A 26,185-nucleotide genomic window follows, 5' to 3' on the forward strand; every position below is an offset into this window, starting at 1 on the left:
GTGCAGTCACCAGATGTCGCCCAGCCCTCCGCACCCTCCTCCCCCGCCGGTCCGGTCGTGGACGTCGAGCAGGCCGAGGCCGCGCTCGTCGAGCACTATCCACGGCTCGTGCGGCTCGCCTACCTGGTGCTGCCGTCCGGCAGGGGCCGCGGCAGGCGGGTGCTCACCGCGCACTGTCTGGTCCAGCGGGCCCTTCCGCGGGGCCGCACCCCGGCACCGGTGATCCCCGCCCAGCAGACCGGCCGCGACGGCGACCCCGGGTACGCGCTGATCCGCCTCCAGGTGGTGCGCACGGCGCTGGAGGCCGGCCTGCCACTGAAGCGCGGGGCATGGCCGAAGCGGGCGCAACTGCCGCCGCTGCTCCCCCAGGTGTGGGGCCTGAGGCTGTTCCCGCGCCCGGGCGGCGCCGACGAGCTCGCGCTGGACCAGCGGCTGGCCGCCCTGTCCGGTCCGGCCCGCGCCGCGCACGCGCTGCGCGGCCTGGAGCGGCTCCCGGACGGGGACGTGCGCGAGGTGCTCACGGCCGCCGGCGTCGCCGACGTGGACGCCGCGCTCGACGAGGCCGACGGGATCCGCGACGCGTACCGGCTGCTCGACTCCCCCGAGTTCGACCCCTGCTCGCTCCAGGCCCGGCCGACCGATCTGCTGCGCCGCCGCCGGCAGGTGAAGGCCTCGCTGGTCGCCGGGGCGGCGCTGGTGGTCTGCGGGACGCTGCTCGGGCTGCCGGGCGACGGCTGGGGCGGCGACGGCCCCGCGGCGCCCCCGTACGCGCGCAACCCCGCCGCACAGGCCGCGCTGGACCCGGGGAAGCTGACGCGGGTCTCCCCCACCGCCTGGAAGACCGCCGCGCGCACCGACTTCTCCGTGTGGCCGGCGCGCGGCGACCTCACCGACGACCGGGGCCTGCTGCGCCGCGCCCTCGCCGTCTGGGCCCGGCCCGGCACGAGCGTCCAGGTGTCGGCGACCCCGGGCACCCCGTCCGGCGGCCCCGCCGGACCGCCCCAGCTGCTGTACGCCGGGACGGTCGACACCGCGCGCGTGGTGATCCTGTACGACGGTCTGCGCATCGCCCGGTACGCCGAGCCGAGGGACGGCTCCCGGGGTGCCGCGCTCGACTTCGCCCGGGTCGACGGGGCCGGCCGGGACGAGGCGGGCGCGGTGGTGCTGAGCCGGGCGGACGGCAACGTCCGGTATCTGACGGCGCCCTGGGTGCGCGGCGCGGGCGAGCGGGACCTGCGCGCGCCGGGCTCCGGCGCGATGCGCCTCACCCTTACTGGCGGTGTGACCTCGCCCCTGGCCGGCCCCGCCCAGCGGCCGGAGCCGTGCACCTCGTGGAACGTGCTGCAACTGACCGACGCCGCCGGCACCCGGCTGGTGACCGATCTCGGCGAACTGGTCCCGGCGCGGCTCACCGCGGGGCCGCCCGACGCGCCGCGGCCGGCCTCCGGTGCCGAGGCGCTGCGCACCTGGGCGCCCTTCGCCTGCTCGCTGGCCGCGGTGCGCTCGGCGGGCGTACGGAGTGTGAACGCCTGGGCGTTCGCCGAGCAGCCACTGCCCGGCGCCGCGGAGGGCGGGGGCGGGTCGGCGGCGTGGGTGTGCACGCGGGCCGAGACCTGGCGGGGCGGCGGCGCCCGGGTGCTGGCGCAGTTCCACACGCCGGGCGGGCGGTTCGGGGCGGTGGCGGCGAAGGCGCAGGACGTGCCGGCGTGCGGGGAGCGGGAGCCGCGGGTGCTCGCGGGGGTGCTGTGGAAGTCCGAGGCGGGTTCCTGGTACCTGCTGGCCGCCGGCAGCGACGACACCGCGTCGGTGAGGGCGACGGGCGGGGTCGAGGGCGCGGCGCGGGGTCGTCTGCTGACCGTCCGCGCCAAGAAGGGAGCCCGGGCGTACCTCGAGGGCACGCTGAAGAACGGGGAGCCGATCAGCGGCCTGCGCTAGGACCTGTCTGACAATTCCCGCCTGCCTCGCGACGCCATGCACGCACTCTCGCCGCACCGGGCGCAGAGCCGAGTACATCCACCCGGCACGCCGAGAGCACGCACCTGACGCCGCGAGGCCGCCCTGCGGGCGACGACGCGAAGGGTCAGACAGGCCCTAGGGCCAACCGGTCGGTCCGGGCCGTTCGAGGCCGGATTCGATCGGTAAGGTGTTCGCATGACTACCGGGGCGCGTCGCAGAATGGGAGTCGAGGAGCGGCGGCAGCAGTTGATCGGCGTGGCCCTCGAACTGTTCAGCCGGCGTTCGCCCGACGAGGTCTCCATCGACGAGATAGCGTCGCGGGCGGGCATCTCGCGCCCGCTGGTGTATCACTACTTCCCCGGCAAACTCAGCCTCTACGAGGCCGCGTTGCGGCGTGCGGCGGAGGATCTGGCGTCCCGGTTCGCCGAACCGCACGAGGGCCCGCTGGGTTCGCGGCTGCGGCGGGTGATGGTGCGGTTCTTCGACTTCGTCGACGAGCACGGCCCCGGTTTCTCCGCCCTGATGCGCGGCGGCCCGGCGGTGGGCTCCTCGACGACCAACGCGCTGATCGACTCCGTACGGCAGGCCGCGTATGACCAGATGCTGTCGCACATGGGTGTGGTGGGTCCGGTGCCGGCGCGGCTGGAGCTGGTGGTGCGCTCCTGGATCTCGCTCGTCGAGTCGACGGCGCTGATCTGGCTGGACGGGCGGCGCATCCCGCGCGCCGAGCTGGAGGCGCAGCTGGTGCAGGACTTCGCCGCGCTCGCCGCCGTGGCAGCCGCCCGGGACGAGGAGCTGGCCGCACTGCTGCGCGGGCTGCTGAAGAACGAGCCGGGTGACGGGCCGTTCACCGACCTGGCCACCCGGCTGATCTCACTGGCGTCCTGAGACGGAGCCCGTCCACTCCTCGAACTTCCGGTAGGAGGCGTCGAGTTCGCGGACCTCGGCGGAGGCGTGCAGGGTCAGGTCCCCGCCCGGCTTCACGTACTGCCGCAGCAGGTCCAGCACGGCCTCGGTGAGCCGGGCCTTGGTCTCCTCGGTCCGGCCGGGCAGCAGGGCGATGTGGACGTGTACGAGGGCGTGCCCGTCGGTGTCGGGGCCGACCACGACGTCCTCGGTCCGCCGGAACCGTGTCTTGCACGCCGGCGGCTTGGCGGCCGCGATGTCCACGACGGCGGTGTGCAGGTCCCGCGCGAAGGCGGGCCGGTCGAAGCCGTCCGCCAGTCGCTCGGAGTAGTCGACGGTGATCTGCGGCATGAGCCCTCCTGTTCCGGGTCAGAAGGGCTCACCCTAGCCGCAGCCGCGCCGGCCGGTCAGCCGGCCGTGGTGAACACGGCGACCGTGCGCGCCGGGACGGTGAAGGTGCCGGACTCCTCGTCGTAGGACGAGGTCTTCACCACCGCGTCCCCGCCGGCCGCCTGCACCGGGTGCAGCCGGTGGCCGGTCCCGGCGAGCGCGGCGACGCGCTGCTCCTGCCGCTCGGGCGTGGCGTTGAAGACCACGACCAGGTCACCGAGGGTCATGGTGATCACGCCGGGCGTCTCGTCCGTCCCGGACAGCGGGAAGGAGAGCCGGGACTGCACCCGTGCGGCCGTGCCGAGGGAGAACGCCTGCTCCGTCGAACGGATCCTCAGCAGGTCCCGGTACGCGGCCGAGGCGCCCTCGATCTGCGGGCAGCCGACCGTGATCGTGCCGAGCAGGGGCTTGGCGTAGGGCCACTTGGCCTCGTTGTCGGCGGCCGGCGGCAGACCGCGGCCGAAGCCGTTGCCGTCCGCGCAGCTCCAGTGGATGGCGTTGAACCAGTCGCCGCTGTCGTAGGAGTTGCGGTCCAGGGACTTGGAGCGCAGCAGGTCGGTGCCCGCCTGGGAGAGGGCCGGGCCCTGCGAGAGGGTGGCCGTCGCCATGGCGAGGACCTGCATACGGGCCCGGTCCGCGGCCGCCGTGTCCTTCGGCAGTTTGAAGGCGAGCGCGTCGAACAGCGACTCGTTGTCGTGGGCGTCGGCGTAGGCGAGGGCGTCGCCGGGCGCGTCGGCGTATCCGGCGGGGGCGCCGTTGTAGTCGACCTGGGAGCCCTTGACCTCCCTGCCGCTGGTGTCGGTGAAGGTGTAGTCGGCGAGGTTGCCGCTCAGGCCCACCTTGATCAGGTCCTGGTAGTGCAGGAGGCGGGCCTTCTGCTCGGCCTCGGTGCCGTTGCCCTTCGAGGAGTTGGGGTCGGTGTAGAGGCCGGAGGCGAAGCCCTGGACGCCGGGGTCCTCGTCGAAGGGGCCGCCGCCGCGCACGGCGTCACGGGCCCGGTCGGAGAAGGTGGCGATGCCGGTGCCGGCCATGTTCTTCTGCGTGGCCTGTTCGAAGCGGGCGTCGTCGGCGATCTCGCCGAAGTTCCAGCCCTCGCCGTACAGGTCGATGTCCTTGCCGTCCACGCCGTCCTTCTCGACGGTCAGCGCGTCGAGGGCCTCACGGACGGCGAGGATGTTGGCCTTCGGGTGGTGGCCCATGAGGTCGAAGCGGAAGCCGTCGACCTTGTACTCCTTGGCCCAGGTGACGACGGAGTCGACGACCAGCTTGCCCATCATGGCGTTCTCGGTGGCCGTGTTGGCGCAGCAGGTGCTGTTGGCGACCGAGCCGTCGGCGAGCAGCCGCTGGTAGTAGCCGGGCACGATCCGGTCGAGGACGCTGGTCTTCGCCTGACCGCTCGCGGCGGTGTGGTTGTAGACGACGTCCATCACGACCCGCAGGCCGTCCTCGTTGAGCGCCTTGACCATCTCGCGGAACTCGACCGTGCGGGCGGTGCCGTCCGGGTCGGTGGCGTAGGAGCCCTCGGGCACCGTGTAGTGGTACGGGTCGTAGCCCCAGTTGTAGGCGTCCTTGGCGGCGGCCTTCGCCACGCACTCCTGCTGCTGGTCGGAGTCGGCGGGGTAGGAGGCGAGGTCGCAGCCGGCGGTCGCCCGGTCGGACTCCTTCTCGGGGATGGTGGCGATGTCGAAGGCGGGCAGCAGGTGCACGTACGAGGTGCCGGCCTCCGCCAGCTCCCGCAGGTGCTCGGAGCCGTCGCTGTCCTTGTCGGTGAAGGCGAGGTAGGTGCCGGGGTTCTCCGCCGTACGGTCCTCCACGGAGAAGTCGCGGATGTGCAGCTCCTGGATCTGGGCGTCCTTCAGCGGCACCGCCTTCGGCTTGTCCAGGCCCGACCAGCCCTTCGGGGCGAGGCCGCGGTCGTCGAGGTCGACGACGAGGCTGCGCTCGGAGTCGGTCGTCAGGGCCACGGAGTAGGGGTCGGTGACCTTGTTGGTGACGATCTCGCGGGTGGTGGGGGCCCACACCTGCACCGCGTACCGGTACGGCTTGCCCTTCCAGGAGCCCGGGCCGGTGACGGACCAGACGCCGGTGGCGTCGTCGCGGCGCATCCGGACGGTGCGGTCGCCGATCTCCAGCGAGACGTTCCGCGCGGTCGGCGCCCAGACGGAGAGGGTGGGCCGGCCGTGGCGGAACGTCGGGCCGAGCTTCGCCGTCGTGGCGCGGTCGGCGTAGAGGTCGTCGAGGACGCCCGCGATCTGCACGCCGGTCGCCGCGAGCACGGCACCGTTGGCGGCGTGCTGGGAGGCGACGACCTGGCCGCGCAGTGCCTCACGCACGCGGTCCCGGTCGCGCGGGTCGACGGACCAGGCGGTGCCGTCCTTCAGGTGCGGGAACGTCGTCTTCTGTGTGTCGGTGAGGGTCGTCTCCGTCAGGCGGAGCCAGCGCGCGTCGTCGCTGGTCAGCGCAGAGTCCTGCACCTTGACGGAGCCCGTGCGGGAGGCGAGCAGCTGGGTGGAGGCGGCGGCCTTCGAGCCGTCCCAGACGACGGTGTCGCGGTCGATCCAGACCGCCTTGGAGGTGGTCAGGTCGAGGGCCGCCGCCGAGCCGGCCGGCTGCGGCAGCAGGTACTTCTCCTGGCCGTTCACCAGCCACACCTCGTGGCCGTCGGCCTTGAGGTCCAGCGACCGGTCGGACGGGAGGTCCTTCTCGTCGCCCTTGTGGAGGATGTAGCCGAGGCTGGTGGCACCCTCGGCGAGCGGCACCTCGAAGACCGCGCCATAGGCGTCGGTCCTCACCGGCTTCAGGGGGTTCGACCAGTCGGTGGGGTTCGCGGCCCCGGTCCAGGTGTGCAGGCCCCAGCCGTCGTAGTTCCCGTCGGCGCGCTGGTAGTGGAGCACCGCCTTGGTGGTGTCCTGGGCCGGGTACTCGGGCCGTTCGGTGGTGACGGTCTCCTTGCCCTGTTCGATCCAGATCTCGCCGTGCTGGGTGACGTCGATCGTGCGGTCGGTGGCGACGTCCTTGTTGCCGTCCTTGTCGATCACCACGAAGCCGACATCCGAGGCGCCCGGCTCGAGCTTGACGTAGGCGAAGGCGCCGTAGGCGTCGCGGCCGGTGAAGGGGTGGCTGTCCGGCCACTCGGTGGCCTCGCCGTCCGCCAGGTCGCCCCAGGCGTACAGGCCCCAGTCGTCGTAGTTCCCGTCCGCACGCTTGTAGTGGACGATCGCGTAGTCGCGGGAGGCCGCGGTGGGCGGCTCCTCGGCCGGCGGGGTGCCGGTGGTGGAGGCGGCCGTGGCGCTCGCGGTGCGGCCGGCCGAGTCGATCACGACGGCCTTGTAGCGCAGGGCGGTGCCGGCGGGGACGTCCTCGCCGATGGTGTGGGTGACCTTGTAGGGGGCGTGGTCGGCGGAGCCGAGGGTCCGCCACGCGCCGTTGCCGGTCTGGGCGGCGAAGACGACCCGGTTGAGCTGTCCGCCGTCGACGTCGGCGGTGAGCTCGACGGTGCCGGTGGCGCCGGCGTCCGGGGCCTTCAGCGTGACCGTGGGCTTCGCAGCGGGCTTCGCGAGCGGGCCGGACGCCTTGAGGACGATCGCCGAACCGGCCGGGACCGTGACGGTGATCTTCTTGTCGGCGTCGCTGGTGACGGTGGCGTCGGTGCCGTGAAGGCCCTTGAACGTCATCCGGGCGGAGCCGGTCGCGAAGGTGGCCTCCTCGGCCTCACCGGCATTGTTGAAGGCGACCACGTACTCGGTGGTGTCCTTCCCCGTGCCGGTGCGGGAGAAGGCGTAGACGCCCGCGCCGTCGGCGGCGTAGCGCTCCTGCTGGATGCCGTCGGTGAGGGCCGGGTGGGCCTTGCGGAGCTTCGCGAGGGCGCTGATCTGCCGGTAGAGCGGCGACCGCGTGTCATAGGTGTCGTCCGCGTGGGTGCGGTCGGTGCCGATCAGGTCGTCGTCGAGGTAGTCGGCGGTGCTGGACGCGAACAGGGTCTGGCGGGCGTCCTTGTCGCCGCCGGCGCCGGTGAAGCCCTGCTCGTCGCCGTAGTAGACGACCGGGTTGCCGCGGCTGAGGAACATCAGCTCGTTGGCGAGCATGTCCTTCTTCAGCAGCTCGGCGTCGGACGCCTGCGGGTCGTCCTGCTTCAGGAACGTCCCGAAGCGGCCCATGTCGTGGTTGCCGAGGAAGGTGACCTGCTCGTAGGCGTTGGCCTTGTCGGTGGCGTACTTGTAGTCGTCACCGAAGACCGAGGCCAGCTTTCGCGCGCTGCCGCCCTGGGAGGCGTACTGGCGGGCCGCCTCCTGGAACGGGAAGTCGAGCGTGGCGTCCAGGCGGCCCTCGGTGACGTACGGGGAGGTGACGTCCGTGTCGGCGGAGTAGACCTCGCCGAACATGAAGAAGTCGTCCCGGCCCTTCCTGGCCGCGTAGGCGTCCAGGGCGGTGGCCCACTGGGTCCAGAACTCCATGTTGACGTGCTTCACGGTGTCGATCCGGAAGCCGTCGATGTCGAAGTCCTTCACCCACCGCTGGTAGATCTTCTCCATGCCGCCGACCACCTCGGGACGCTCGGTCCACAGGTCGTCGAGCCCGGAGAAGTCGCCGTACTCGCTGGACTCTCCGGCGAAGGTGGAGTCGCCCCGGTTGTGGTACATCTCCGGGTCGTTGAGCCAGGACGGGACCTTGACGTCCTTCTTCGCGGCGGGCACGACCGGGGTGCGCGGGAAGGAACCGGCGTCGACGCGGGGGAACCGGCGGGAGCCGTCGGCGTAGTCGGCGTCGTCGAAGGGCTCGCGGTCCTTGGTCAGGTACGGGAAGGCGCCCTTCGACAGGTAGTCGTAGGACTTCTCCTCGTAGTCGACGACATCGGCGGTGTGGTTGGTGATGACGTCGAAGAAGACCTTCATGCCCTTGTCGTGGGCCGTGTCGATGAGGGTCTCGAGGTCGGCGTTGGTGCCGAAGTGCGGGTCGACCTGGGTGAAGTCGGTGATCCAGTAACCGTGGTAGCCGGCGGAGGCGTTCTCCCCCGTCCCCTGCACGGGCTGGTTCTTGAAGATCGGCGCCATCCAGATGGCGGTGGTGCCCAGGCCCTTGATGTAGTCGAGCTTCTTCGTGAGGCCCTTGAGGTCGCCGCCCTGGTAAAAGCCCTTGTCGGTGGGGTCGTACCCGGTGGTGAGGCGTGAACCGGTCAGTCCGCCGCGGTCGTTCTTCGTGTCGCCGTTGGCGAAACGGTCCGGCAGGACGAAGTAGAACTGCTCGCGGGTCAGGTCGTGCCGTGCGGGGGACGTGGCGAGCGTCGCGTCCGAGGGGGGCGCGGGCGGGGTGTCGGCACGGGCGGCGAGCGGCTGCACGAGGGCGGCGGCGAGCGCGGCCACGGTGACGGCGGCGACGCGTCTGCCGCGTGCGGTGCGGCGCCCCGGGGGCGCGGGCCATCTGGGTATCAAGGCGTGAACTCCTTGCGCTTACGGCTCATGTGGATCGACCCCACGCCACGGCACGGCCTGTTTCGGCCACCTCACCGGAGCGTCGGCGTGACCGTATCCCCGTTGAAAGCTTTACAGCAAGGGTTGTGAAAGTAACGGTAAGGACTTGCATACGGGTGCGGGCCGCGCCGCCGCCCCGTGAACGGCGGCGCGGCCCGCGCGCGTTCAGCAGCTCGACTTGCCCGCGTACACCGCGAGGGCCGTGTTGCTGCCGAGGGTGGCGGTGAGCTGGCCGGAGCCGTTCACCGTCACGGTCGTGTTGTTCTGGACGTTGCAGTACGTGCCCGCCGGGAGGGAGGTCTGGTAGGTGCGGGTCAGGGAGCCGGACTCGTGGTTGATGGCCACGAAGCCCTTGCCGCCCCGGCCGAAGGCGATCGCGTCGCCGCCGTTGTCCCACCAGTTGGTGACCGACTGGCCCCGGGTCGCGTTGCGGAAGGCGACCATGGACTTGATCTCCGTCCAGGCGTGCTGGCACTTCCAGCCGCTCTGCCAGCAGGCGTCGACCCGGCCCCCGTTCGGGGGTCCGGCGTCGTGGTCGGTGAACTCGTAGCCGGAGTTGATGTCGGGGGCGCCGTAGGGCCAGGCCAGCATGAAGACGTTGGCCAGGGTGTAGGTGGCGTTGTCCTTGTAGCTCAGCGTGCTGCCGTTGCGCTCGGTGTCGTGGTTGTCGACGAAGACGCCGGAGACGGAGCTGTTCATGTAGCCCCAGCCCTCGCCGTAGTTCTTCAGGTAGGCGAGGTTCTCGTTGTTGAAGACCCGCTTGAGGTCGTAGGCGTAGCGGAACTCCTGGACGTCGCCGTTGCCCGTGTACTCGGTGGGCTGGACGGCCTCCCCGGCGCCGTGGATGACCTCCTGCTTCCAGTACACGCCGGGGTTGCTCAGGCGGGACTTGATGTTGGCCAGGTCGGCGGCCGGCATGTGCTTGGCCGCGTCGACACGGAAGCCGTCCACACCGAGGGAGAGCAGGTCGTTGAGGTACCCGGCGACGGTCTTGCGGACGTACTCCTCGCCGGTGTCCAGGTCGGCCAGTCCGACCAGCTCGCAGTTCTGGACGTTCCCGCGGTCCTGGTAGTTGGTGATCTGCGAGGTGCAGTTGTCGAAGTCGTACGAGGAGTACAGACCGGGGTAGTTGTACTTCGTGTACGAGGAGCCGCCGGTGCCGGTGCCGTTGCCCGCCGACATGTGGTTGATGACGGTGTCGGCGACCACCTTCACCCCGGCCGCGTGACAGGTGTTCACCATGTTCCGGAACGCGGCGCGGTCACCGAGGCGGCCGGCGATCTTGTAGCTCACCGGCTGGTAGGACGTCCACCACTGGGAGCCCTGTATGTGCTCGGCGGGCGGGGAGACCTGGACGTATCCGTATCCGGCGGGGCCGAGGGTGTTGGTGCACTCGCGGGCGACGGAGGCGAAGTTCCATTCGAAGAGGACGGCGGTGACGTCCTTGGTGCCCGGCGGTGAGGCCTCCGCACCGGTCGGGGCCATGACAACCGAGGCGGCCGCGAGGGCGACGGCCCCGGAGAGGGTTCTGCGTGCCATGTGGGGTTCCTTCTTCATCGAAGGGTGTGGGGAAACCGCCCAAGTCGCCTGAAGCTTCTTGCAGAAAACTTCAGCAACCTTGCGGCACCGCAGATGTTAGAGGCCCGCCACCCGAAAGGGCAGCGGGCCGTACCGACTTGTATGAAAAAAGTTGCGGACCGGACGGAGGTCCGAAGGTCAGCCCGTGGTCCACCACACGGTGGTGTCGGCCGGGACCTCCGCCTCGCCGGCCGTCTGGGCCACCTCGCCGCTGGCGAGCAGCACCCGCCCGTAGGCCGGGGTCGTCACCGGCTCCCCCGTGGTGTTGGCGACGCACACGAACTCCCCGCGCCGGAAGGCGAGGACGCCCTCGGGGGCCCGCAGCCACTCCACCGCGTCGCCCGCGCCCAGGTCGGCCTGCTCCCGGCGCACGGCGAGCGCGGACCGGTACAGCTCCAGCGTCGAGCCCGGCTCACCGGTCTGCGCCTCGATGCTCAGCTCGCCCCAGCCCTCCGGCTGCGGCAGCCAGCTGCCTCCCTCACCGAAGCCGTACGACGAGCCCTCCCGCGTCCACGGGATCGGCACCCGGCAGCCGTCACGGAAGCCGTCCTGGCCCGCGCCCCGGAAGTACGCCGGGTCCTGGCGCACCTCGTCCGGCAGGTCCACGACGTCCGGCAGGCCCAGCTCCTCGCCCTGGTAGACGTACGCCGACCCGGGCAGCGCCAGCATCAGCAGCGTCGCCGCACGGGCCCGGCGCAACCCCAGTTCGCGGTCGCCGGCCAGGCGGATCTGGGTGCCGAGCCCCGCCGGGTTGGCGAAGCGGGTGGCGTGCCGGGTGACGTCGTGGTTGGACAGCACCCAGGTGGCCGGGGCCCCGACCGGGCGCATGGAGTCCAGGGTGCGGTCGATGACCGTGCGCAGTTCCTCGGCGTCCCAGTGGGTACCCAGGTACTGGAAGTTGAACGCCTGGTGCAGCTCGTCCGGGCGGACGTAGTTGGCGGTGCGCTCGACGGTCGGGGTCCAGGCCTCGGCGACGAAGATGCGCTCGCCGGAGTACTCGTCGAGGATCAGACGCCACTGGCGGTAGATGTCGTGGACGCCGTCCTGGTCGAAGAACGGCATGACATCGTTGCCCAGCAGCTTCAACTGCTCGTGCGAGCCGAGGTCGGGCAGGCCCTCCGCCTTCACCATGCCGTGGGCCACGTCGATGCGGAAGCCGTCGACGCCCATGTCCAGCCAGAACCGCAGGATCGAGCGGAACTCGTCGCCGACCGCCGGGTGCTCCCAGTTGAAGTCGGGCTGCTCGGGCGCGAAGAGGTGCAGGTACCACTCACCGGGCGTGCCGTCGGGCTCGGTGACGCGGGTCCAGGCGGGGCCGCCGAAGATCGACTCCCAGTCGTTGGGCGGCAGGTCACCGTCCGCGCCCTTGCCGGGCCGGAAGTGGTAGCGCTCCCGCAGGGGGGAGCCGGGGCCCTCGGCGACGGCCCGCTTGAACCACTCGTGCTGGTCCGAGGAGTGGTTGGGCACCAGATCGACGATGATCCTCAGGCCCAGTCCGTGGGCGTCCCGGATCAGCGCGTCCGCGTCGAGCAGGGTGCCGAACATGGGGTCGACGGCGCGGTAGTCGGCGACGTCGTAGCCGGCGTCGGCCTGCGGCGAGGCGTAGAAGGGGCTGAGCCACACGGCGTCCACGCCGAGGTCGCGCAGGTACGGCAGGCGGGAGCGGATGCCCTCCAGGTCGCCCATGCCGTCGCCGTTGCTGTCGGCGAAGCTGCGCGGGTACACCTGGTAGATCACCGCGTCCCGCCACCAGTCGCGGCGCCGGGCGACTGTGGCGACGGCCGCGTCGGTGGTGGGGGTCGGGGCCGGTGCGGCGGAGTGCTGCTGGCTCATGTCGTCCTTGATACGAGTTTCGGTCGGGAAGGCGAGTGGAGGGGCGGCTGTGGGACAGGGCGGCCGCGGTGACAGCGGGGTCGGATGGACACCGCGGCCGCCCACCCGCGCGAGTCAGGCACGCGGGAGTCGCTGACGCGAAGGGGGTCAGCCCTTCGTGCCGCCGGCGGTGAGGCCGGTGACCAGGTTCTTCTGCACGAGGTAGAAGAACGCGGAGACCGGTATCGCGATCAGGACCGCGGTGGCGGCCATGAGGTTGCGCTGTGCGTCGTGCTCGCTGACGAAGCTCTGCAGACCGACGGCGAGCGTGTACTTCTCGTCGTCGAGCATGAACGTCGTGGCGAAGGCGACCTCGCCGAACGCGGTGATGAAGCTGTAGAACGCGGCGACCGCCAGACCCGGCTTGGCGAGCGGCAGGATCAGCCGTGCGAACGTGCCGATGGGGGTCAGCCCGTCGACCCGTCCCGCCTCGTCGATCTCGAACGGGATGGTGTCGAAGTAGCCCTTCATCAGCCAGGCGCAGTAGGGCACCGCCGTCGAGCAGTAGACGAGGATGAGTCCAAGGTAGCTGTCGATGAGCCGCAGGTCCGAGAGGATCTGGTACATCGGCACCATCAGGACGGCCACCGGGAACATCTGGGTGACCAGGAGCACCCACATGAACTTCTTGTAGCCCGGGAAACGCATGCGGGAGACCGCGTAGCCGGTGGTGGCGGCGACCAGGACGCCGATGACCGTGGTCCCGAGCGAGACGATCAGCGAGCTCTTCAGCCAGTCGAAGAAGTTCGTGTTCTGCAGGACGAACGTGTAGTTGTCCAGCGTCATCTTGCCCCAGATGCCGCCGGGACGCAGATAGTCGTCCTTGTCGGGGCCGAGGGACAGGAAGACCAGCCAGGCGACCGGGAACAGCGCGATCGCGCTGGCCACGATCAGCACACCGTGCGAGGTGAGACGGGCCAGAGGGCTGCCCTCGCCGCGCCGGCGCGTCGCGCGGGGCGGGGTCTTCTCGTCGGCAGGCCGGTCCGCCGGAGCAGTGGTGGTGACGGTGGTGGTGCTCATGGGGACTCCTGCCTCAGATCGCGAGCTGCTGCTCATTGCGGTTCAGCCAGCGGCGGTAGAAGGAGGTGAAGACGACCAGGATGGCCAGCAGCAGCATGCCGTAGGCCGCGGACTGCGCGAAGTCGCGCGGCTGCTGCCCGAAGCCGAGCTGGTAGGCCCAGGTCACGAGGATCTGCGCGTCCGGGGCGGTGTTGCCGAACAGCAGGAAGATGACGGCGAACTGGTTGAACGTCCAGATGATGCCGAGCAGCACCACGGTGGAGCTGACCGAGCGCAGGCCGGGCAGGGTGACGTGGCGGAACCGCTGCCAGGCGTTGGCGCCGTCCATCTCGGCCGCCTCGTACAGGCTGGCGTCGATGGACTGCAGGCCTCCGAGCAGGGAGACCATCATGAACGGCACACCGCACCAGGTGTTGACCATGATCGCGGCGAACCGCTGCCAGAAGGTGTCCTCCAGCCACAGCGGTGTCGGCAGGCCCAGGGCGTCCAGGCCGGAGTTGATGATGCCCGCGTCGGCGAGCATGAAGCGCCAGCCGAAGACGGTGACGAAGGTCGGCACGGCCCACGGCAGGATCAGGAGCAGCCGGTAGAGGGTGCGGCCCCGCAGCTTCTGGTTGAGCAGCAGGGCGAGGCCCAGGCCGATGCCGTAGTGCAGGGCGACACAGGCGGCCGTCCACACGATCGTCCAGATGAAGTGCGACCAGAAGCGGTCGTAGGCGGTCTCGCCCCACAGGATGTCGGCGTAGTTGTCCAGACCGATGAACTTGTAGGTGGCCTCGATCTCGTTGACGCCGATGGTGCGGGCCGCGTTGAGGCTGTTGGCGTCGGTGAGCGTGAGATAGAGGCCGTACCCCAGGGGGTACAGCACGAGGACGCCGAGCACGACGGCCACCGGCGCGATCATGACGTAGGCGTACCAGTGCTTGTCGAAACTGCGCTTCATACGGCGGACCGGCCCGGGCCGGGGCGCGCGGTCACCGCGGCGCTTGCCGGTCGCGCGGTCGATGGCGACTGTCATGGTTCGGCACCTTCTGGATGATCAAGGAGTACGGCACACAGGCCGGCGACCGCCGGACCCTCCCCTCCTGGAAGCGGATCCGGCGGCCGCACGGGGTTACTTGCTGAAGTCCGGCACCAGCTTGGCGATCGCGGTCTCCGCGTCACCGAGCCCCTTGTCCAGGGACTCCTTGCCGCCCGCGATCTGGGGCAGCTCGTCGTCCATCGGACCCCACAGCGAGCTGTACTCGGGCAGGGCCGGACGCGGCTGCGCGGCCGGGAGGACCGTCTGGTAGCCGGCGATGCCCGGGTCGGTCCTGACCTTGTCGGTGTAGGCGTCGTCGCGCGTGGGGAGCGTGGAGTTCTCCAGCGCGATGGTCTCCTGCGCCTTGGCCGAGGTCATGAAGTTCACGAACTTCAGCGCGGCCTGCTGCTTGTCCTCGGTGGAGCCGGCGTAGACGGAGAGGTTGTGGCCGCCGGTCGGGGCGCCCGCCTTGCCGGTGGAGCCGGCCGGGACGGTGGCGATGCCGAGGTTGTTCTTGTCCTTGAACGCGGAGCCCTTGTAGAAGTTGGTGATCTCCCACGGGCCCTGGATGATCGAGGCGACCTTGCCGTTGACGAACGCGTCCTGGATGTGGGCGTAGGCGTCGGCGGTGGTGTCGGCCTTGTGCAGGCCCTTGCCGTCGAAGAGGTCCAGCCAGGTGCCGTACGCCTTCTCGGCCTCCGGCGACTTCACGGTGACCTTCCTGGCGTCGGCGTCGACCATGTCGGTGCCCTCGCCGTAGAGGAACGGCTGGGCGTAGTAGCCCGCGGTGGAGCCCCAGTAGCCGTCGACGCCGGTCTTGTCCTTGATGGTGGCGGCGGCCTTCTTCAGGTCGTCCCAGGTCTTGGGGGCCTCGACGCCGGCCTTCTCGAACAGTTCCTTGTTGTAGACGAAGGCCAGGGTGTCCGTGGTGAACGGGACGCCGTAGGTCTTGCCCTCGTACTTGGCCTGCTCGATCAGGTTGGGCTGGAACTTGTCCTGGTCGGCGAGGGCCTCGGTGCCGTCCAGCGGGACGAAGAAGCCCTTCTTGGCGAAGGCGGGGGTCCAGCCGACCTCGGAGCGCAGCACATCGGGGGCACCCTTGGAACCGGCGGCGGTGTCGAACTTGTTCTGCGCCTGGTCGAAGGGGACGTTGACGTACTTGACCTTGATGTCCTTGTTGGCGGCCTCGAACTCCTTGACCAGGGCCTGGTACGTCGGCGCCTCGTTGGTCGCGTTGGAGGTGTCCCACCAGGTGATGGTGACCGGGCCGCCGGCCTTGTCGCCGCTGTCGCTGTCTCCGCCGCAGGCCGTCGCCGCGAGGGCGAGGGACGCCACCAGCGCGGTGGCCGCTATGCCACGCCGCATGAGTTCTCCTTGAGGGTGAAAGCCCGAGTGGTGCGGGCGCGGCCCCGTCTGCCGCTCCCGCCGACTTGCCGACTGCGCCGTTGCGGCCGCCGGGCGACGTGAACGTAACAGCGATGGAACCGATTCGAAAGACCTTGCAGAAAAGTTTTGCAAGCAACGCCGAGAGTTATGCCGCCGTGACCTGCCCCGACCGCCCGGAACCCCGGGTTTCCGCCCGTACGGCGGGGGTTCGGACAGTTGTGCAAGACTCTGCAAGGACTTGCCATCCGTTGCCGCCGGGGGAATCATCCCTTGCGAACCGGACGCCGACCACGACTTGAGGGATCGCGATGACCCAGCAGCCCGCAGCGGGCCGTTCGACGGCGCGCACCAGGCGTCCGATCGGTGTGCACGGCGAGACCCGGCCGCTACAGTCCAGTCCTGTGACCACAAGGCTTTCCGATATCGCCGCTCAGGCGGGGGTGAGCGAGGCGACCGTCAGCCGCGTCCTCAACGGCAAGCCGGGCGTCGCCGCCACCACCCGCCAGTCCGTGCTCGCCGCCCTCGACGTCCTGGGCTACGAGCGCCCGGTGCGGCTGCGGCAGCGCAGCGAGGGCCTGGTCGGTCTGATCACCCCGGAGCTGGAGAACCCGATCTTCCCGGCGCTGGCCCAGGTCATCGGGCAGGCGCTGACCCGCCAGGGCTACACCCCGGTGCTCGCCACCCAGACCCCGGGCGGGTCGACGGAGGACGAGCTGACGGAGATGCTGGTGGACCGCGGGGTGGCCGGCATCATCTACGTCTCCGGGCTGCACGCGGACACCACCGCCGACACGCAGCGCTACGAGCGACTGCGCGCCCAGGGCGTGCCGTTCGTGCTCGTGGACGGCTTCTCGCCGAAGGTGCAGGCGCCCTTCATCTCCCCCGACGACCGGGCGGCGATGGCCCTCGCGGTCACCCACCTCGCCTCCCTCGGCCACACCCGCATCGGACTGGCGCTCGGGCCGAAGCGTTTCGTGCCGGTCCAGCGCAAGATCGAGGGTTTCGTCCGCACCGTGCAGGACCAGCTGGGCCTGAGCGCGGAGACGGTCGAGACCGAGCTGATCCAGCACTCCCTCTACACCCTGGAGGGCGGCCAGGCCGCCGCGACCGCGCTCATGGACCGCGACTGCACGGCGGTGGTGTGCGCGAGCGACATGATGGCGCTGGGCGCGATACGGGCGGCGCGGCAGCGCGGCCTGGACGTGCCGAAGGACATCTCGGTGGTCGGCTTCGACGACTCCCCGCTGATCGCGTTCACCGACCCGCCGCTGACCACGGTCCGCAAGCCGGTCCCGGCGATGGGCCAGGCCGCGGTGCGCACCCTGCTGGAGGAGATCGGCGGAACGCCCGCACCGCACAGCGAGTTCGTGTTCATGCCGGAACTGGTGGTGCGCGGTTCGACCGCGTCGGCTCCTGGGGACCGGAGTCGTCCCTAGGGTGGAGGAAACGACCTTCCGCGCACTGCCACGGTAGGAGACGGCCCGCCCGTCCCCGGGGGAAAACATGCGGGTCGGTCCCGACCGGGGGAGGATCTGAGGGGTGGGTCTTTTCTGGCAGACTCTGTGCCTATGGGTGACACGACCGTGACAACGCTGGACGGCCGGGAAGAGGCTGTTCGCAACCCCGTCGCGGACGAGACGGGGCGGACGTTCCTGCGCCGCCCGCGCGCCCCTCGCCGGCCCCGGCTGTGGTTCGAGATCCTGCTCATCGCGGTGAGTTACTGGACGTACTCGCTCGTGCGCAACGCCGTGCCCGAACAGCGGACCGAGGCGCTGCGCAACGCCGACTGGATCTGGCGGCTGGAGCACCAACTCGGCACGGCGTTCGAGGAGTCCGTCAACCACGCCGTGAACTCGGTGACTTGGCTCGTCGTCGGCATGAACTACTACTACGCCACGCTGCACTTCGTGGTGACGCTGGGTGTCCTGGTGTGGCTCTACCGTAGTCATCCCGGCCGTTACGCGGCGACCCGGCTGGTCCTCTTCACCACCACCGGCATCGCCCTGGTCGGCTACTACCTGTATCCGCTGGCCCCGCCGCGCCTGATGAACGGCCAGGACTTCATCGACACCGTCCTGGTGCACGAGACCTGGGGTTCGATGGCCTCCGGCGATCTGAAGAACATGTCCAACCAGTACGCCGCGATGCCGTCGATGCACATCGGCTGGTCGGTCTGGTGCGGCCTGACGCTCTTCGCGCTGGCCACGGTCCCGTGGGTGCGCGTCCTGGGCATGGTGTACCCGGTGGCCACGCTGGTGGTCATCGTCGCCACCGCCAACCACTTCTGGCTGGACGCGGTGGGCGGCGTCCTCTGCCTCGCCTTCGGCTACGGGGTCGCACGGCTCTGGTACGGCAGCCTGCCGTACGCCCTGCCGAGGCTGGTGCCCGGCCGGGAGGAACGGGAGCCGGGCCCGATCCCGCTGCCGAAACAGGGATGACGGGCGGCGCGCCATGCCCTTCGGGGGACCGGGACGCTACAACCCCCCGTAGAACAGCTCCTCCACCACACCCCGCGCCCTGCGTGCCGTACGCCGGTACGCGTCGAGCATGTCGCCCGCGTGGCCGGGGCCGTAGCCCAGGTAACGGCCGACGGCCCCCAGTTCCCGGGGCACGCTGGGGAAGGTGTCCCCCGCCCGGCCCCGGACCAGCATCACCGCGTTGCGGACCCGGGTGGCCAGCACCCATGCCTCGTCGAGGATGCCGGCGTCCTCCTCGGAGAGCAGCCCGGCCGCGCGGGCGGCGGCCAGCGCCTGACGCGTCCTGGTGGTGCGCAGGCCCGGCTCCCGCGCGCCGTGCCGCAGCTGGAGCAGCTGCACGGTCCACTCCACGTCGGACAGCCCGCCCGGGCCGAGCTTGGCGTGCAGCTTGGGGTCGGCCCCGCGCGGCATCCGTTCGGACTCCATACGGGCCTTCAGCCGCCGGATCTCACGGACCGCCTCGTCGCCGAGCCCGGCGGCCGGGTAGCGCAGCGGGTCGATCATCTCGATGAAGCGGCGGCCCAGGTCCTCGTCCCCGGCGACGGGCTCGGCGCGCAGCAGCGCGTGCCGCTCCCACACCAGCGACCAGCGCCGGTAGTACGCCTCGTACGACTTCAGCGTGCGCACCAGCGGGCCCGACTTGCCCTCCGGGCGCAGGTCGGCGTCGATGAGCAGGGGCGGGTCGGCGCTGGGGATCTGGAGCAGCCGGCGCATCTCGGAGACGACCTTGTTGGCCGCCTCGGACGCCTCCCGCTCGTCCACGCCGTCGCGCGGCTCGTGCACGAACAGGACGTCCGCGTCGGAGCCGTAGCCCAGTTCGTGCCCGCCGAAACGGCCCATGCCGATGACCGCGAACCGGGTGGGGAGCGTGTCCCCCCAGCCCTGCCGGACCACGGCGCGCAGGGTGCCGGCGAGGGTGGCGGCCGTCAGGTCGGACACCGCGCCGCCGACCAGGTCCACCAGTGCGCCCTGGTCGGCCTCGGCGGGCTGGGACTCGGTGCCGTAGGAGCCGACGATGTCGGCGGCGGACGTACGGAACAGCTCGCGGCGGCGCACCCCCCGGGCGGCCGTGACGCCCTGGACGGCGTTGTCGGCGCGGCCGACGCCGGCCAGGATCTCCTGCTCCAGATGGGCGCGGGAGCGCACGGTGAGTCCCCCGCCGTCCCCGTCGCCGAGCAGCGCGACCGCCTCGGGGGCGCGCATCAGCAGGTCCGGGGCGAGCCGGCCGGCGGACAGGACCCGGGCCAGGTTCTCGGCGGCGGCTCCCTCGTCGCGCAGCAGCCGCAGATACCAGGGGGTCTTGCCGAGCGCGTCGGAGACCTTGCGGAAGTTCAGCAGCCCGGCGTCCGGGTCGGCGGAGTCCGCGAACCAGCCGAGCAGCACGGGCAGCAGGGTGCGCTGGATGGCGGCCTTGCGGGTGACGCCGGACGCCAGCGCCTCCAGGTGGCGCAGCGCGGCGGCCGGGTCGGCGTATCCGAGGGCGACCAGGCGTTCCCGTGCCGCCTCCGCGCTGAGCCGGGCCTCACCGGGGGCGAGCGCGGCGACGGCGTCGAGCAGCGGCCGGTAGAACAGCTTCTCGTGCAGCCGCCGTACGACGGAGGCGTGCCGCCGCCACTCCCGGTTCAGTGTCGCGACCGGGTCGGTGCGCAGGTCGAGGGAGCGGCCCAGACGCCGCAGGTCGGCCTCGTCCTCGGGGACGAGGTGGGTGCGGCGCAGCCGGTAGAGCTGGATGCGGTGCTCCATGGAGCGCAGGAAGCGGTAGGCGTCGTCGAGCTGGGCGGCGTCCGCGCGGCCGACGTAGCCGCCGGCGGCGAGGGCCTTCAGCGCGTCGAGGGTGGTGCCGCTGCGCAGGGAGGCGTCGGCGCGGCCGTGCACCAGCTGGAGCAGCTGCACCGCGAACTCGACGTCCCGCAGACCGCCCGGCCCCAGCTTCAGCTGCCGGTCGATCTCGGCGGCGGGGATGGTCTCCACCACCCGGCGGCGCATCTTCTGCACGTCGGCGACGAAGTTCTCCCGCTCGGCGGCCTGCCACACCAGCGGCTGGAGCGCGGCGATGTACTCCTCGCCGAGGGCCGGGTCGCCGGCGACCGGGCGGGCCTTCAGCAGCGCCTGGAACTCCCAGGTCTTGGCCCAGCGCTGGTAGTAGGCGAGGTGGGAGGCGAGGGTGCGCACCAGCGGGCCGTTGCGGCCCTCCGGGCGCAGATTGGCGTCGACGGGCCAGATGGAGCCCTCGACGGTGGTCTCGGAGCAGATCCGCATCATGTGCGAGGCCAGCCGGGTGGCGGCGCGCAGCGCCTTGCCCTCGTCTCCCCCGTCGACGGCCTCGCCCACGAAGATCACGTCGACGTCGGAGACGTAGTTGAGTTCGTGTCCCCCGCACTTGCCCATCGCGATCACCGCGAGCCGGCACAGGGCGGCGTCCTCGGGCGCGGCGGCACCGGCGAGCTTCAGGGCGGCGCGCAGGGTCGCGGTGGCGAGGTCGGCGAGCTCGGCGGCGGTCTGGGCGACCTCGATCGTGCCGCCTACGTCACGGGCGGCGATGGACAGCAGACAGCGCCGGTAGGCGACGCGGAGCGAGACCGGGTCGGTGGCGTCGGCGAGACCGCGCTCGAACTCCTCGATCCCGGGGTGCAGGTCGCGTGGCTCGTAGGTGACGAGGGCCTGCCAGTCGCTCGGGTGCCGGGCCAGGTGTTCGGCGAGCGCGGCGGAGGCGCCGAGCACACCGAGCAGCCGGTCCCGCAGCGGCTTGGCCGCTATCAGCGTGTCCAGCAGCTCCTGGCGTGCGGTGGCACCGCTCTGCGCCTCCAGCAGCCGTACCAGCCCGAACAGCGCGAGATCGGGGTCGGCGGTGGCGCCGAGGGCGTCCAGCAGGACGGGGTCGTCGCGCACGGCGGCCAGCCCGGTACTGTCCAGCAGCCGCTCGGCGGCCGAGGGATCGGTGAAGCCGTGCCGCAGCAGCCGCGTGAAGATACTGCTCCTGCGCCCCGGCGCCGACGTCATCCCCGGCCTCCCTCGTGCCTCGTGCCTCGGATCAGGGTCGTACGGCCATGAGCCTAACCGGAGTACCGGTGGACGGCCCGGGGCGGCCGCGATGAGTTCGGGGGCCGGGCGGGGTCTGATGGAGGGGGACGGAAGAAGCGCACGTACGGCTCCGACCGCGATGGAGGGCCCGTACGGCCGAACAGCGATGGAGGGCACCACATGACCGGCACGACACCCCGGACCCGCCTCGACCCGCGCTACAGCGATCCGGCGGCGACCGCGCCCCCGTGGCCCGAGGCGCGGCGCCTGCTCACGGAGGCGGAACTCTTCTGGATCTCCACGGTCCGCCCCGACGGCCGCCCCCATGTGACCCCGCTCCCGGCCGTCTGGTCGGACGGCGCGCTGCACTTCTGCACCGGGCCGGACGAGCGCAAGGCCCGCAACCTGGCGGAGAACCCGCATGTCGTGCTGACGACCGGCACCAACACCTGGGACAGGGGCTACGACCTGGTGGTCGAGGGCGAGGCGGTACGGGTCGCCGACGACGGCGCACTGCGCGGCCTGGCGGCGGCGTGGGAGGCGAAGTACGGCCGTTTCTGGCACTTCGAGGTGCGCGACGGGTACTTCCACCACGGCGCGGGACACGCCGTCGTGTACGCGGTGGCGCCGAGGACCGTTTTCGGCTTCGGTAAGGGTGAGCCGTTCAGCCAGACGAGGTGGCGGTTCGCCTGACGCCGAAGTCGACGAAGGAGCCGGAGTTCATGGACATGACCCTCGAAGTGATCCCGCTCCCGGTGAGCGACGTCGACCGGGCCCGGGACTTCTACCGGGACAAGGTCGGTTTCCACGTCGACATCGACCAGGAGGTCATGCCGGGCCTGCGCATCGTCCAGCTGACCCCGCCCGGCTCCGGCTGCTCGATCGCCCTCGGCCACAGCCTGTGGAAAATGACCCCCGGCCCCACTCCGGCCCCCGGTTCCTACCAGGGGCTCCAGCTCTGCGTCGCCGACATCCAGGCGGCCCACGCGGAGCTGGTCGGACGGGGTCTGGACGTCTCCGAACCGGTCCAGTACACCGAGTCCGACGGCGCCACCTTCATGTACTTCACGGACCCGGACGGCAACGGCTGGTCCGTCCAGGAGTACCGCAGGCGGGCGGCGGAGCCGCTGCACAAGGTGCTGGGGGATCCGGCGGGGGCGTAGAGCGACTCCCTCGTCCCGCCTCTTGAGTCACCCTTCACTCACCGCACCACACGTATTTCCCTCATTGCGTGTCAAACCACCCCAAATGGCCACTCGGGTGCGAACGGACGGCCATGTGTGCGGCCCGGAGCGCGACTCCCGGTCCACACCGTGTCACGGGGACACCGTGTCACGGGGCACGGGCCGTACGCAGAGACTGAGGGGAAATCGCCGATGAGTGAGTCCGCACGAACCGGATCCGGGAGCACTGGAGAGAAGGTCAGGGCAGAGACCTCCGCGACGGCCGGCCAGGCCAAGCAGGCCGCCGGCCAGGTCGCGGGGACCGCGGCGGATCAGGCCAGGACCGTCGTGGGTGAGGCGCGGCAGCAGGCCGGCACGGTCATGGAGGACCTGCGCAGCCGTGCGATCGACGAGGCGGACGGGCAGGCCAGGCGGGCGGCCGACACGCTGCGGCAGTGGGCGGACGACTTCTCCGGCCTGGCCGCGCACGCCGAGAGCGACTCGCCCGCCCGCAGCCTCGCGGCCCGTGCCGGCGACAAGGGGCAGCGGGCCGCCGACTATCTGGAGCGGCAGGGAGTCGAAGGCCTCGTCGCCGACCTCCAGGGCTTCGCCCGGCGCCGCCCCGGCGCCTTCCTCGGCGGCGCGCTGCTGGCCGGACTGGCCGTCGGACGCCTGGCGAAGGTGACGCAGACGGCGTCCCGGGCCGGCGGAGACGGGCAGGGGCAGGTCACCGCGGCACCGGGCCAGGGCGCGCTGACGCCGCCGGCACCGCCCGTTCCCGCCGCCCCGGGCGCGCCGCCGGCCGGCACGCCGGGCCGCCCGTTCCCGGAGGCGTGAGATGGCCACGATGTCACCGCTGTCGCGGGCCCGCTCGGCCGAGCCGCAGGTACAGGAAAGGTCCGCGGGCGAGCTGCTGTCCTCGGTGACGTCGGACCTCCAGCTCCTCTTCCGCCAGGAGGTGGAACTGGCCAAGGTCGAGATCAAGGAGGAGGGCACCAAGGCGGGCAAGGCCGCCGGGATGTACGGCGGTGCCGGGTTCGCCGGCTACATGGTCCTGCTGTTCCTGTCGCTGGCGGCCATGTTCGGTCTGGCCGGTGTGATGGACGAGGGCTGGGCCGCCCTGATCATCGCCGCGCTGTGGGCCGTGACCGCGGCCGTGCTGTTCCAGAAGGGCCGCGCGAAGATGCGCACCGTCTCACCGAAGCCCGAGCACACCGTCCAGACGCTGAAGGAGGACGCGGAATGGGCACGTCACCCGACCAAATGAGGGCCGAGATCGCGGCCACGCGGAATCAGCTGTCCGCGGACGTGGACCGGCTGGCCGACCGGGCCAGCCCGCGCCGCATGGCCCACCGCCGCAAGGCGCGGATGCGCCGCACGGTGTCGGGCGTCCGTGACCGCGTCATGGGCACCGCTACGCACACGGCGCACGGTATGACCGGCACCGCCCGGTCGGCGGCCGACTCGGTGCAGTCGGCGGCCGGTTCGGTGCAGGAAGGAACCGAGTGGGCGGCCGACTCGGCGCGCGAGGCCGCCGGCCAGGCGGGACAGGCCGTCCAGCAGACACCCGAGATGGCCCGCCGCCAGACCCAGGGCAATCCGATGGCCGCCGGCCTTGTCGCCTTCGGCGTCGGCCTGCTGGCCGCCTCGATGGTGCCCGCCTCGGAACGGGAACAGCAGAAGGCGTCCGAGCTGATGGAGCGCGGCGCCGAGGCGCTGGAGCCGGTGAAGCAGGCCGCCACCGAGTCCGCGCAGCACCTGAAGGAAGGCGCCAAGGAGGCCACGCAGACCGCGGCCGCGGAGGTGAAGGACACCGCGCAGCAGGCTGCCCGCACCACCCAGGACGAGGCCCGCGGCCAGGCAGGCCAGGTCACCGACCAGGCCCGCGACTCCGGTCGCAGCGTCAAGGACGAGGCCCGCGGTCGCTCCGGACCCGCCTGAGCGACGCGGAGCGAGCCCCGCCTCCGGCACCCGCACGGGTCAGAGGCGGGGCTCACTCCGTCCGGTTCGTCGGCCGCGCTCCGGCTTGTCGGCCGCGCTCCGGTTCGTCGGCCGCGCTCCGGCTTGTCGGCCGCGTCCGGCTGGAAGTCCGCGCGTTCCCGTGGTTCTCGCCCACGGTCACCGGCATCGCCAGCCCCTTCGACAGGCACTCCCCCGTCGCCAGGGCGCCCGGCCGGGCCACGTCGAACGCGTGGACCCGCTCCGTGACGCATGGCACCGGCTCAGCCCGGGGGCCGCCGCGAGGACGGCCCCCGGTACGTGTCAGCTCGCGTACGTTTCGAATTCGGCGATCCTCGGGGTGCCCGAGGCGCTGGTGATCTCGAAGGTGAGCTTCTTCAGGGAGGTCGGGGCGAAGCCGATGACGCCCGATCCGCTGCCGGAGGCCAGGACCGCGCCCGTGTCGTGGTTGATGACGCGGTAGGAGCCGATGGCGCCCGAGCCCGCCGCCTCACGGATGTTGACCTTGGAGACCGTGGTGGCGGAACCCCACTTGACCGAGACGGAACCGGTCGAGCCGGACGGCGACCAGTACGTGCTCATGTTGCCGTCGCGCACGTTGCCGTAGCTCGTCCCGTCGGCCTTGCTGGTGCCGTCGGCGCCGGCGCCGAGACTGAGGTTGGTGCCGCTCGGCGGGTCGGTCGGGTCCGGGTCCGTCGGGTCCGGGTCGGTCGGGTCCGGGTCGGTCGGGTCCGGGTTCTGCGGCGTGCAGCTGCCGTCCGACACCTTCAGGCCCTTGTTGGCGCCCGCCGTCTGGCTCACGACGCTCGGTACGCAGTTGGCGGCGTCCAGGGTGTAGGCGTACGGGATGCTGACGGAGGTGTTCGACGTCGGGTTGGGACCGGCCGGGTTGTGGTCGCCGCTGCGCTCGGACCAGGTCACGTTGTCGAAGATGTTGCCGCTGACCTGCCAGTAGCCGGCCGCGTCGGTGTAGAACGTGCCGAGGACGTCCTTGGAGTCCTCGAAGTAGTTGTTGTCCACCTTCGCGCGGGCCCCGGCACGGGAGTTGATGCCGGACTCGTTCAGGTTCTTGTAGTGGTTGTTGTAGATGTGCGAGATGCCGCCGCGCAGCAGGGGCGTACGGGAGTCGATGTTCTCGTACAGGTTGTGGTGGAACGTGACGTAGCCGTTCGAGGTGTCGCTCTCGCTGGAGCCGATCAGCCCGCCACGGCCGGAGTTGCGCAGGGTGCTGTAGGACAGCGTGACGTACTGGGTGTTGTTCTTCATGTCGAAGAGGCCGTCGAAGCCCTCCGACTCGCCGCCCGACGCCTCCAGGGTGGTGTGGTCGACCCAGACGTTGCGGACACCGCTCTCCATGCCGATGGCGTCGCCGCCGTTCGACGTGGGCGAGCCCGACTTCTTGACGTTCCTGATGGTCACGTTCTGGATGATGATGTTGCGGGACTCACGGATGTGGATGCCCAGTTGATCGAAGACGGCGCCGTTGCCGACGCCGACGATCGTGACGTTGCTGATCTGCTTGAGCTCGATGACACCGGCGGCGGTGCTGCAACTGTCGCCCGACACCTTGCTGGTGTTGCCGTGGTTGATGGTGCCCTCGACCTGGATGACGATCGGGGTGGAGCTGCTGGCCCGGTTGCACAGGGCCTGGTGGATCGCGGTGCCGGTGGTGGCGCGGACCGTCTGGCCGCCCGCGCCGCCGGTGGTTCCGCCATTCTGGGTCGCGTAGCCGGTGGCACCGGCGGCTGCGGCAGACGCCTCGGCCGTGGACAGCGTCAGTCCCGTCGCGGCCGCGAGGGCTCCCGTGGCCGCTAACGCGGAGAGTCGCACTGCGACTGATCGTCTCATTCTCGTCTCGCCTTCCGTCCTCAAGTGCCGGGCGTTCCGCCCCGACCTGCAGTTTTCTGTCATGGGCATGTCAGTAGAGCCGATGCGGGACGGCGGGGTGGGCCGGACCCATCGGCGAGA

The 26,185-nt window shown here is 71.2% G+C and carries 18 protein-coding genes; 9 read left to right on the top strand and 9 right to left on the bottom strand.

Features of this window, described 5'->3' with window-relative positions; genetic code table 11:
- Both IE178_RS12080 and IE178_RS12085 read left to right on the top strand, forming a co-directional pair.
- Positions 1 to 1,935 carry a hypothetical protein gene (locus IE178_RS12080; protein ID WP_184765488.1) on the top strand — a complete coding sequence of 645 codons (1,935 nt, stop codon included), beginning with the start codon at positions 1 to 3 and terminating at the stop codon, positions 1,933 to 1,935.
- Positions 1,936 to 2,151: 216 nt separating this feature from the next.
- Complete coding sequence (locus IE178_RS12085) at positions 2,152 to 2,844, top strand: TetR/AcrR family transcriptional regulator (protein ID WP_184765487.1); 693 nt, start codon at positions 2,152 to 2,154, stop codon at positions 2,842 to 2,844.
- Here the strand turns inward: IE178_RS12085 and IE178_RS12090 are convergent.
- The 7 genes from IE178_RS12090 to IE178_RS12120 all read right to left on the bottom strand — a co-directional run bounded on the left by IE178_RS12090 (position 2,830) and on the right by IE178_RS12120 (position 15,576).
- Positions 2,830 to 3,213: a 5-carboxymethyl-2-hydroxymuconate Delta-isomerase gene (locus tag IE178_RS12090; protein ID WP_184765486.1), complete on the bottom strand. Its 384-nt coding sequence runs from the start codon at positions 3,211 to 3,213 to the stop codon at positions 2,830 to 2,832. The two genes, IE178_RS12085 and IE178_RS12090, sit on opposite strands and share 15 nt — an antisense overlap.
- A 56-nt stretch (positions 3,214 to 3,269) precedes the next feature.
- On the bottom strand, positions 3,270 to 8,681 hold the full coding sequence (pulA, locus tag IE178_RS12095) for a pullulanase-type alpha-1,6-glucosidase (protein WP_193512214.1): 5,412 nt from the start codon (positions 8,679 to 8,681) through the stop codon (positions 3,270 to 3,272).
- A 204-nt stretch (positions 8,682 to 8,885) separates the two neighbouring features.
- Entirely contained in the window at positions 8,886 to 10,259 is a 1,374-nt protein-coding gene (locus tag IE178_RS12100) for an alpha-amylase (protein ID WP_193512215.1), read from the bottom strand.
- A 177-nt stretch (positions 10,260 to 10,436) separates the two neighbouring features.
- On the bottom strand, positions 10,437 to 12,131 hold the full coding sequence (locus IE178_RS12105) for a glycoside hydrolase family 13 protein (protein ID WP_193512216.1): 1,695 nt from the start codon (positions 12,129 to 12,131) through the stop codon (positions 10,437 to 10,439).
- A gap of 147 nt (positions 12,132 to 12,278) precedes the next feature.
- Positions 12,279 to 13,190 (bottom strand): sugar ABC transporter permease, encoded by a 912-nt coding sequence (locus IE178_RS12110; protein WP_184765482.1) that lies wholly within the window; start codon positions 13,188 to 13,190, stop codon positions 12,279 to 12,281.
- Between the two features lie 13 nt (positions 13,191 to 13,203).
- Positions 13,204 to 14,208, bottom strand: a complete 1,005-nt coding sequence (locus IE178_RS12115; protein ID WP_184765481.1) for a carbohydrate ABC transporter permease — start codon at positions 14,206 to 14,208, stop codon at positions 13,204 to 13,206.
- A 96-nt stretch (positions 14,209 to 14,304) separates the two neighbouring features.
- Positions 14,305 to 15,576: an extracellular solute-binding protein gene (locus tag IE178_RS12120; RefSeq protein ID WP_193512217.1), complete on the bottom strand. Its 1,272-nt coding sequence runs from the start codon at positions 15,574 to 15,576 to the stop codon at positions 14,305 to 14,307.
- 422 nt (positions 15,577 to 15,998) lie between these two features.
- Between IE178_RS12120 and IE178_RS12125 the strand changes: the two genes are divergently transcribed.
- Complete coding sequence (locus tag IE178_RS12125) at positions 15,999 to 17,033, top strand: LacI family DNA-binding transcriptional regulator (protein ID WP_184765479.1); 1,035 nt, start codon at positions 15,999 to 16,001, stop codon at positions 17,031 to 17,033.
- Positions 17,034 to 17,165: 132 nt separating this feature from the next.
- Positions 17,166 to 18,035: a phosphatase PAP2 family protein gene (locus IE178_RS12130; RefSeq protein ID WP_184765478.1), complete on the top strand. Its 870-nt coding sequence runs from the start codon at positions 17,166 to 17,168 to the stop codon at positions 18,033 to 18,035.
- A gap of 36 nt (positions 18,036 to 18,071) precedes the next feature.
- Here IE178_RS12130 and IE178_RS12135 read toward each other — a convergent pair whose 3' ends face one another.
- Entirely contained in the window at positions 18,072 to 21,074 is a 3,003-nt protein-coding gene (locus IE178_RS12135) for a bifunctional [glutamine synthetase] adenylyltransferase/[glutamine synthetase]-adenylyl-L-tyrosine phosphorylase (RefSeq protein WP_193512218.1), read from the bottom strand.
- A gap of 201 nt (positions 21,075 to 21,275) precedes the next feature.
- Here IE178_RS12135 and IE178_RS12140 point away from each other — a divergent pair, with 201 nt between their 5' ends.
- The 5 genes from IE178_RS12140 (at position 21,276) to IE178_RS12160 (ending at position 24,199) form a co-directional block, all read left to right on the top strand.
- Complete coding sequence (locus tag IE178_RS12140) at positions 21,276 to 21,788, top strand: pyridoxamine 5'-phosphate oxidase family protein (protein ID WP_193512219.1); 513 nt, start codon at positions 21,276 to 21,278, stop codon at positions 21,786 to 21,788.
- A gap of 29 nt (positions 21,789 to 21,817) precedes the next feature.
- Positions 21,818 to 22,258 carry a VOC family protein gene (locus tag IE178_RS12145; protein WP_184765475.1) on the top strand — a complete coding sequence of 147 codons (441 nt, stop codon included), beginning with the start codon at positions 21,818 to 21,820 and terminating at the stop codon, positions 22,256 to 22,258.
- A gap of 213 nt (positions 22,259 to 22,471) precedes the next feature.
- Positions 22,472 to 23,095 carry a hypothetical protein gene (locus tag IE178_RS12150; RefSeq protein WP_193512220.1) on the top strand — a complete coding sequence of 208 codons (624 nt, stop codon included), beginning with the start codon at positions 22,472 to 22,474 and terminating at the stop codon, positions 23,093 to 23,095.
- A gap of 1 nt (position 23,096) precedes the next feature.
- Positions 23,097 to 23,525: a phage holin family protein gene (locus tag IE178_RS12155; RefSeq protein WP_184765473.1), complete on the top strand. Its 429-nt coding sequence runs from the start codon at positions 23,097 to 23,099 to the stop codon at positions 23,523 to 23,525.
- Complete coding sequence (locus tag IE178_RS12160) at positions 23,501 to 24,199, top strand: DUF3618 domain-containing protein (protein ID WP_193512221.1); 699 nt, start codon at positions 23,501 to 23,503, stop codon at positions 24,197 to 24,199. Before IE178_RS12155 ends, IE178_RS12160 begins: the two co-directional genes overlap by 25 nt.
- A gap of 321 nt (positions 24,200 to 24,520) precedes the next feature.
- Here the strand turns inward: IE178_RS12160 and IE178_RS12165 are convergent, their stop codons facing one another.
- A complete protein-coding gene (locus tag IE178_RS12165; protein ID WP_193512222.1) occupies positions 24,521 to 26,065 on the bottom strand; it encodes a pectate lyase family protein in 1,545 nt (514 codons plus the stop codon).
- Positions 26,066 to 26,185 lie beyond the last annotated feature (120 nt).

The sequence above is a fragment of the Streptomyces griseoloalbus genome, assembly GCA_014650015.1.
GTDB lineage: Bacteria > Actinomycetota > Actinomycetes > Streptomycetales > Streptomycetaceae > Streptomyces > Streptomyces griseoloalbus.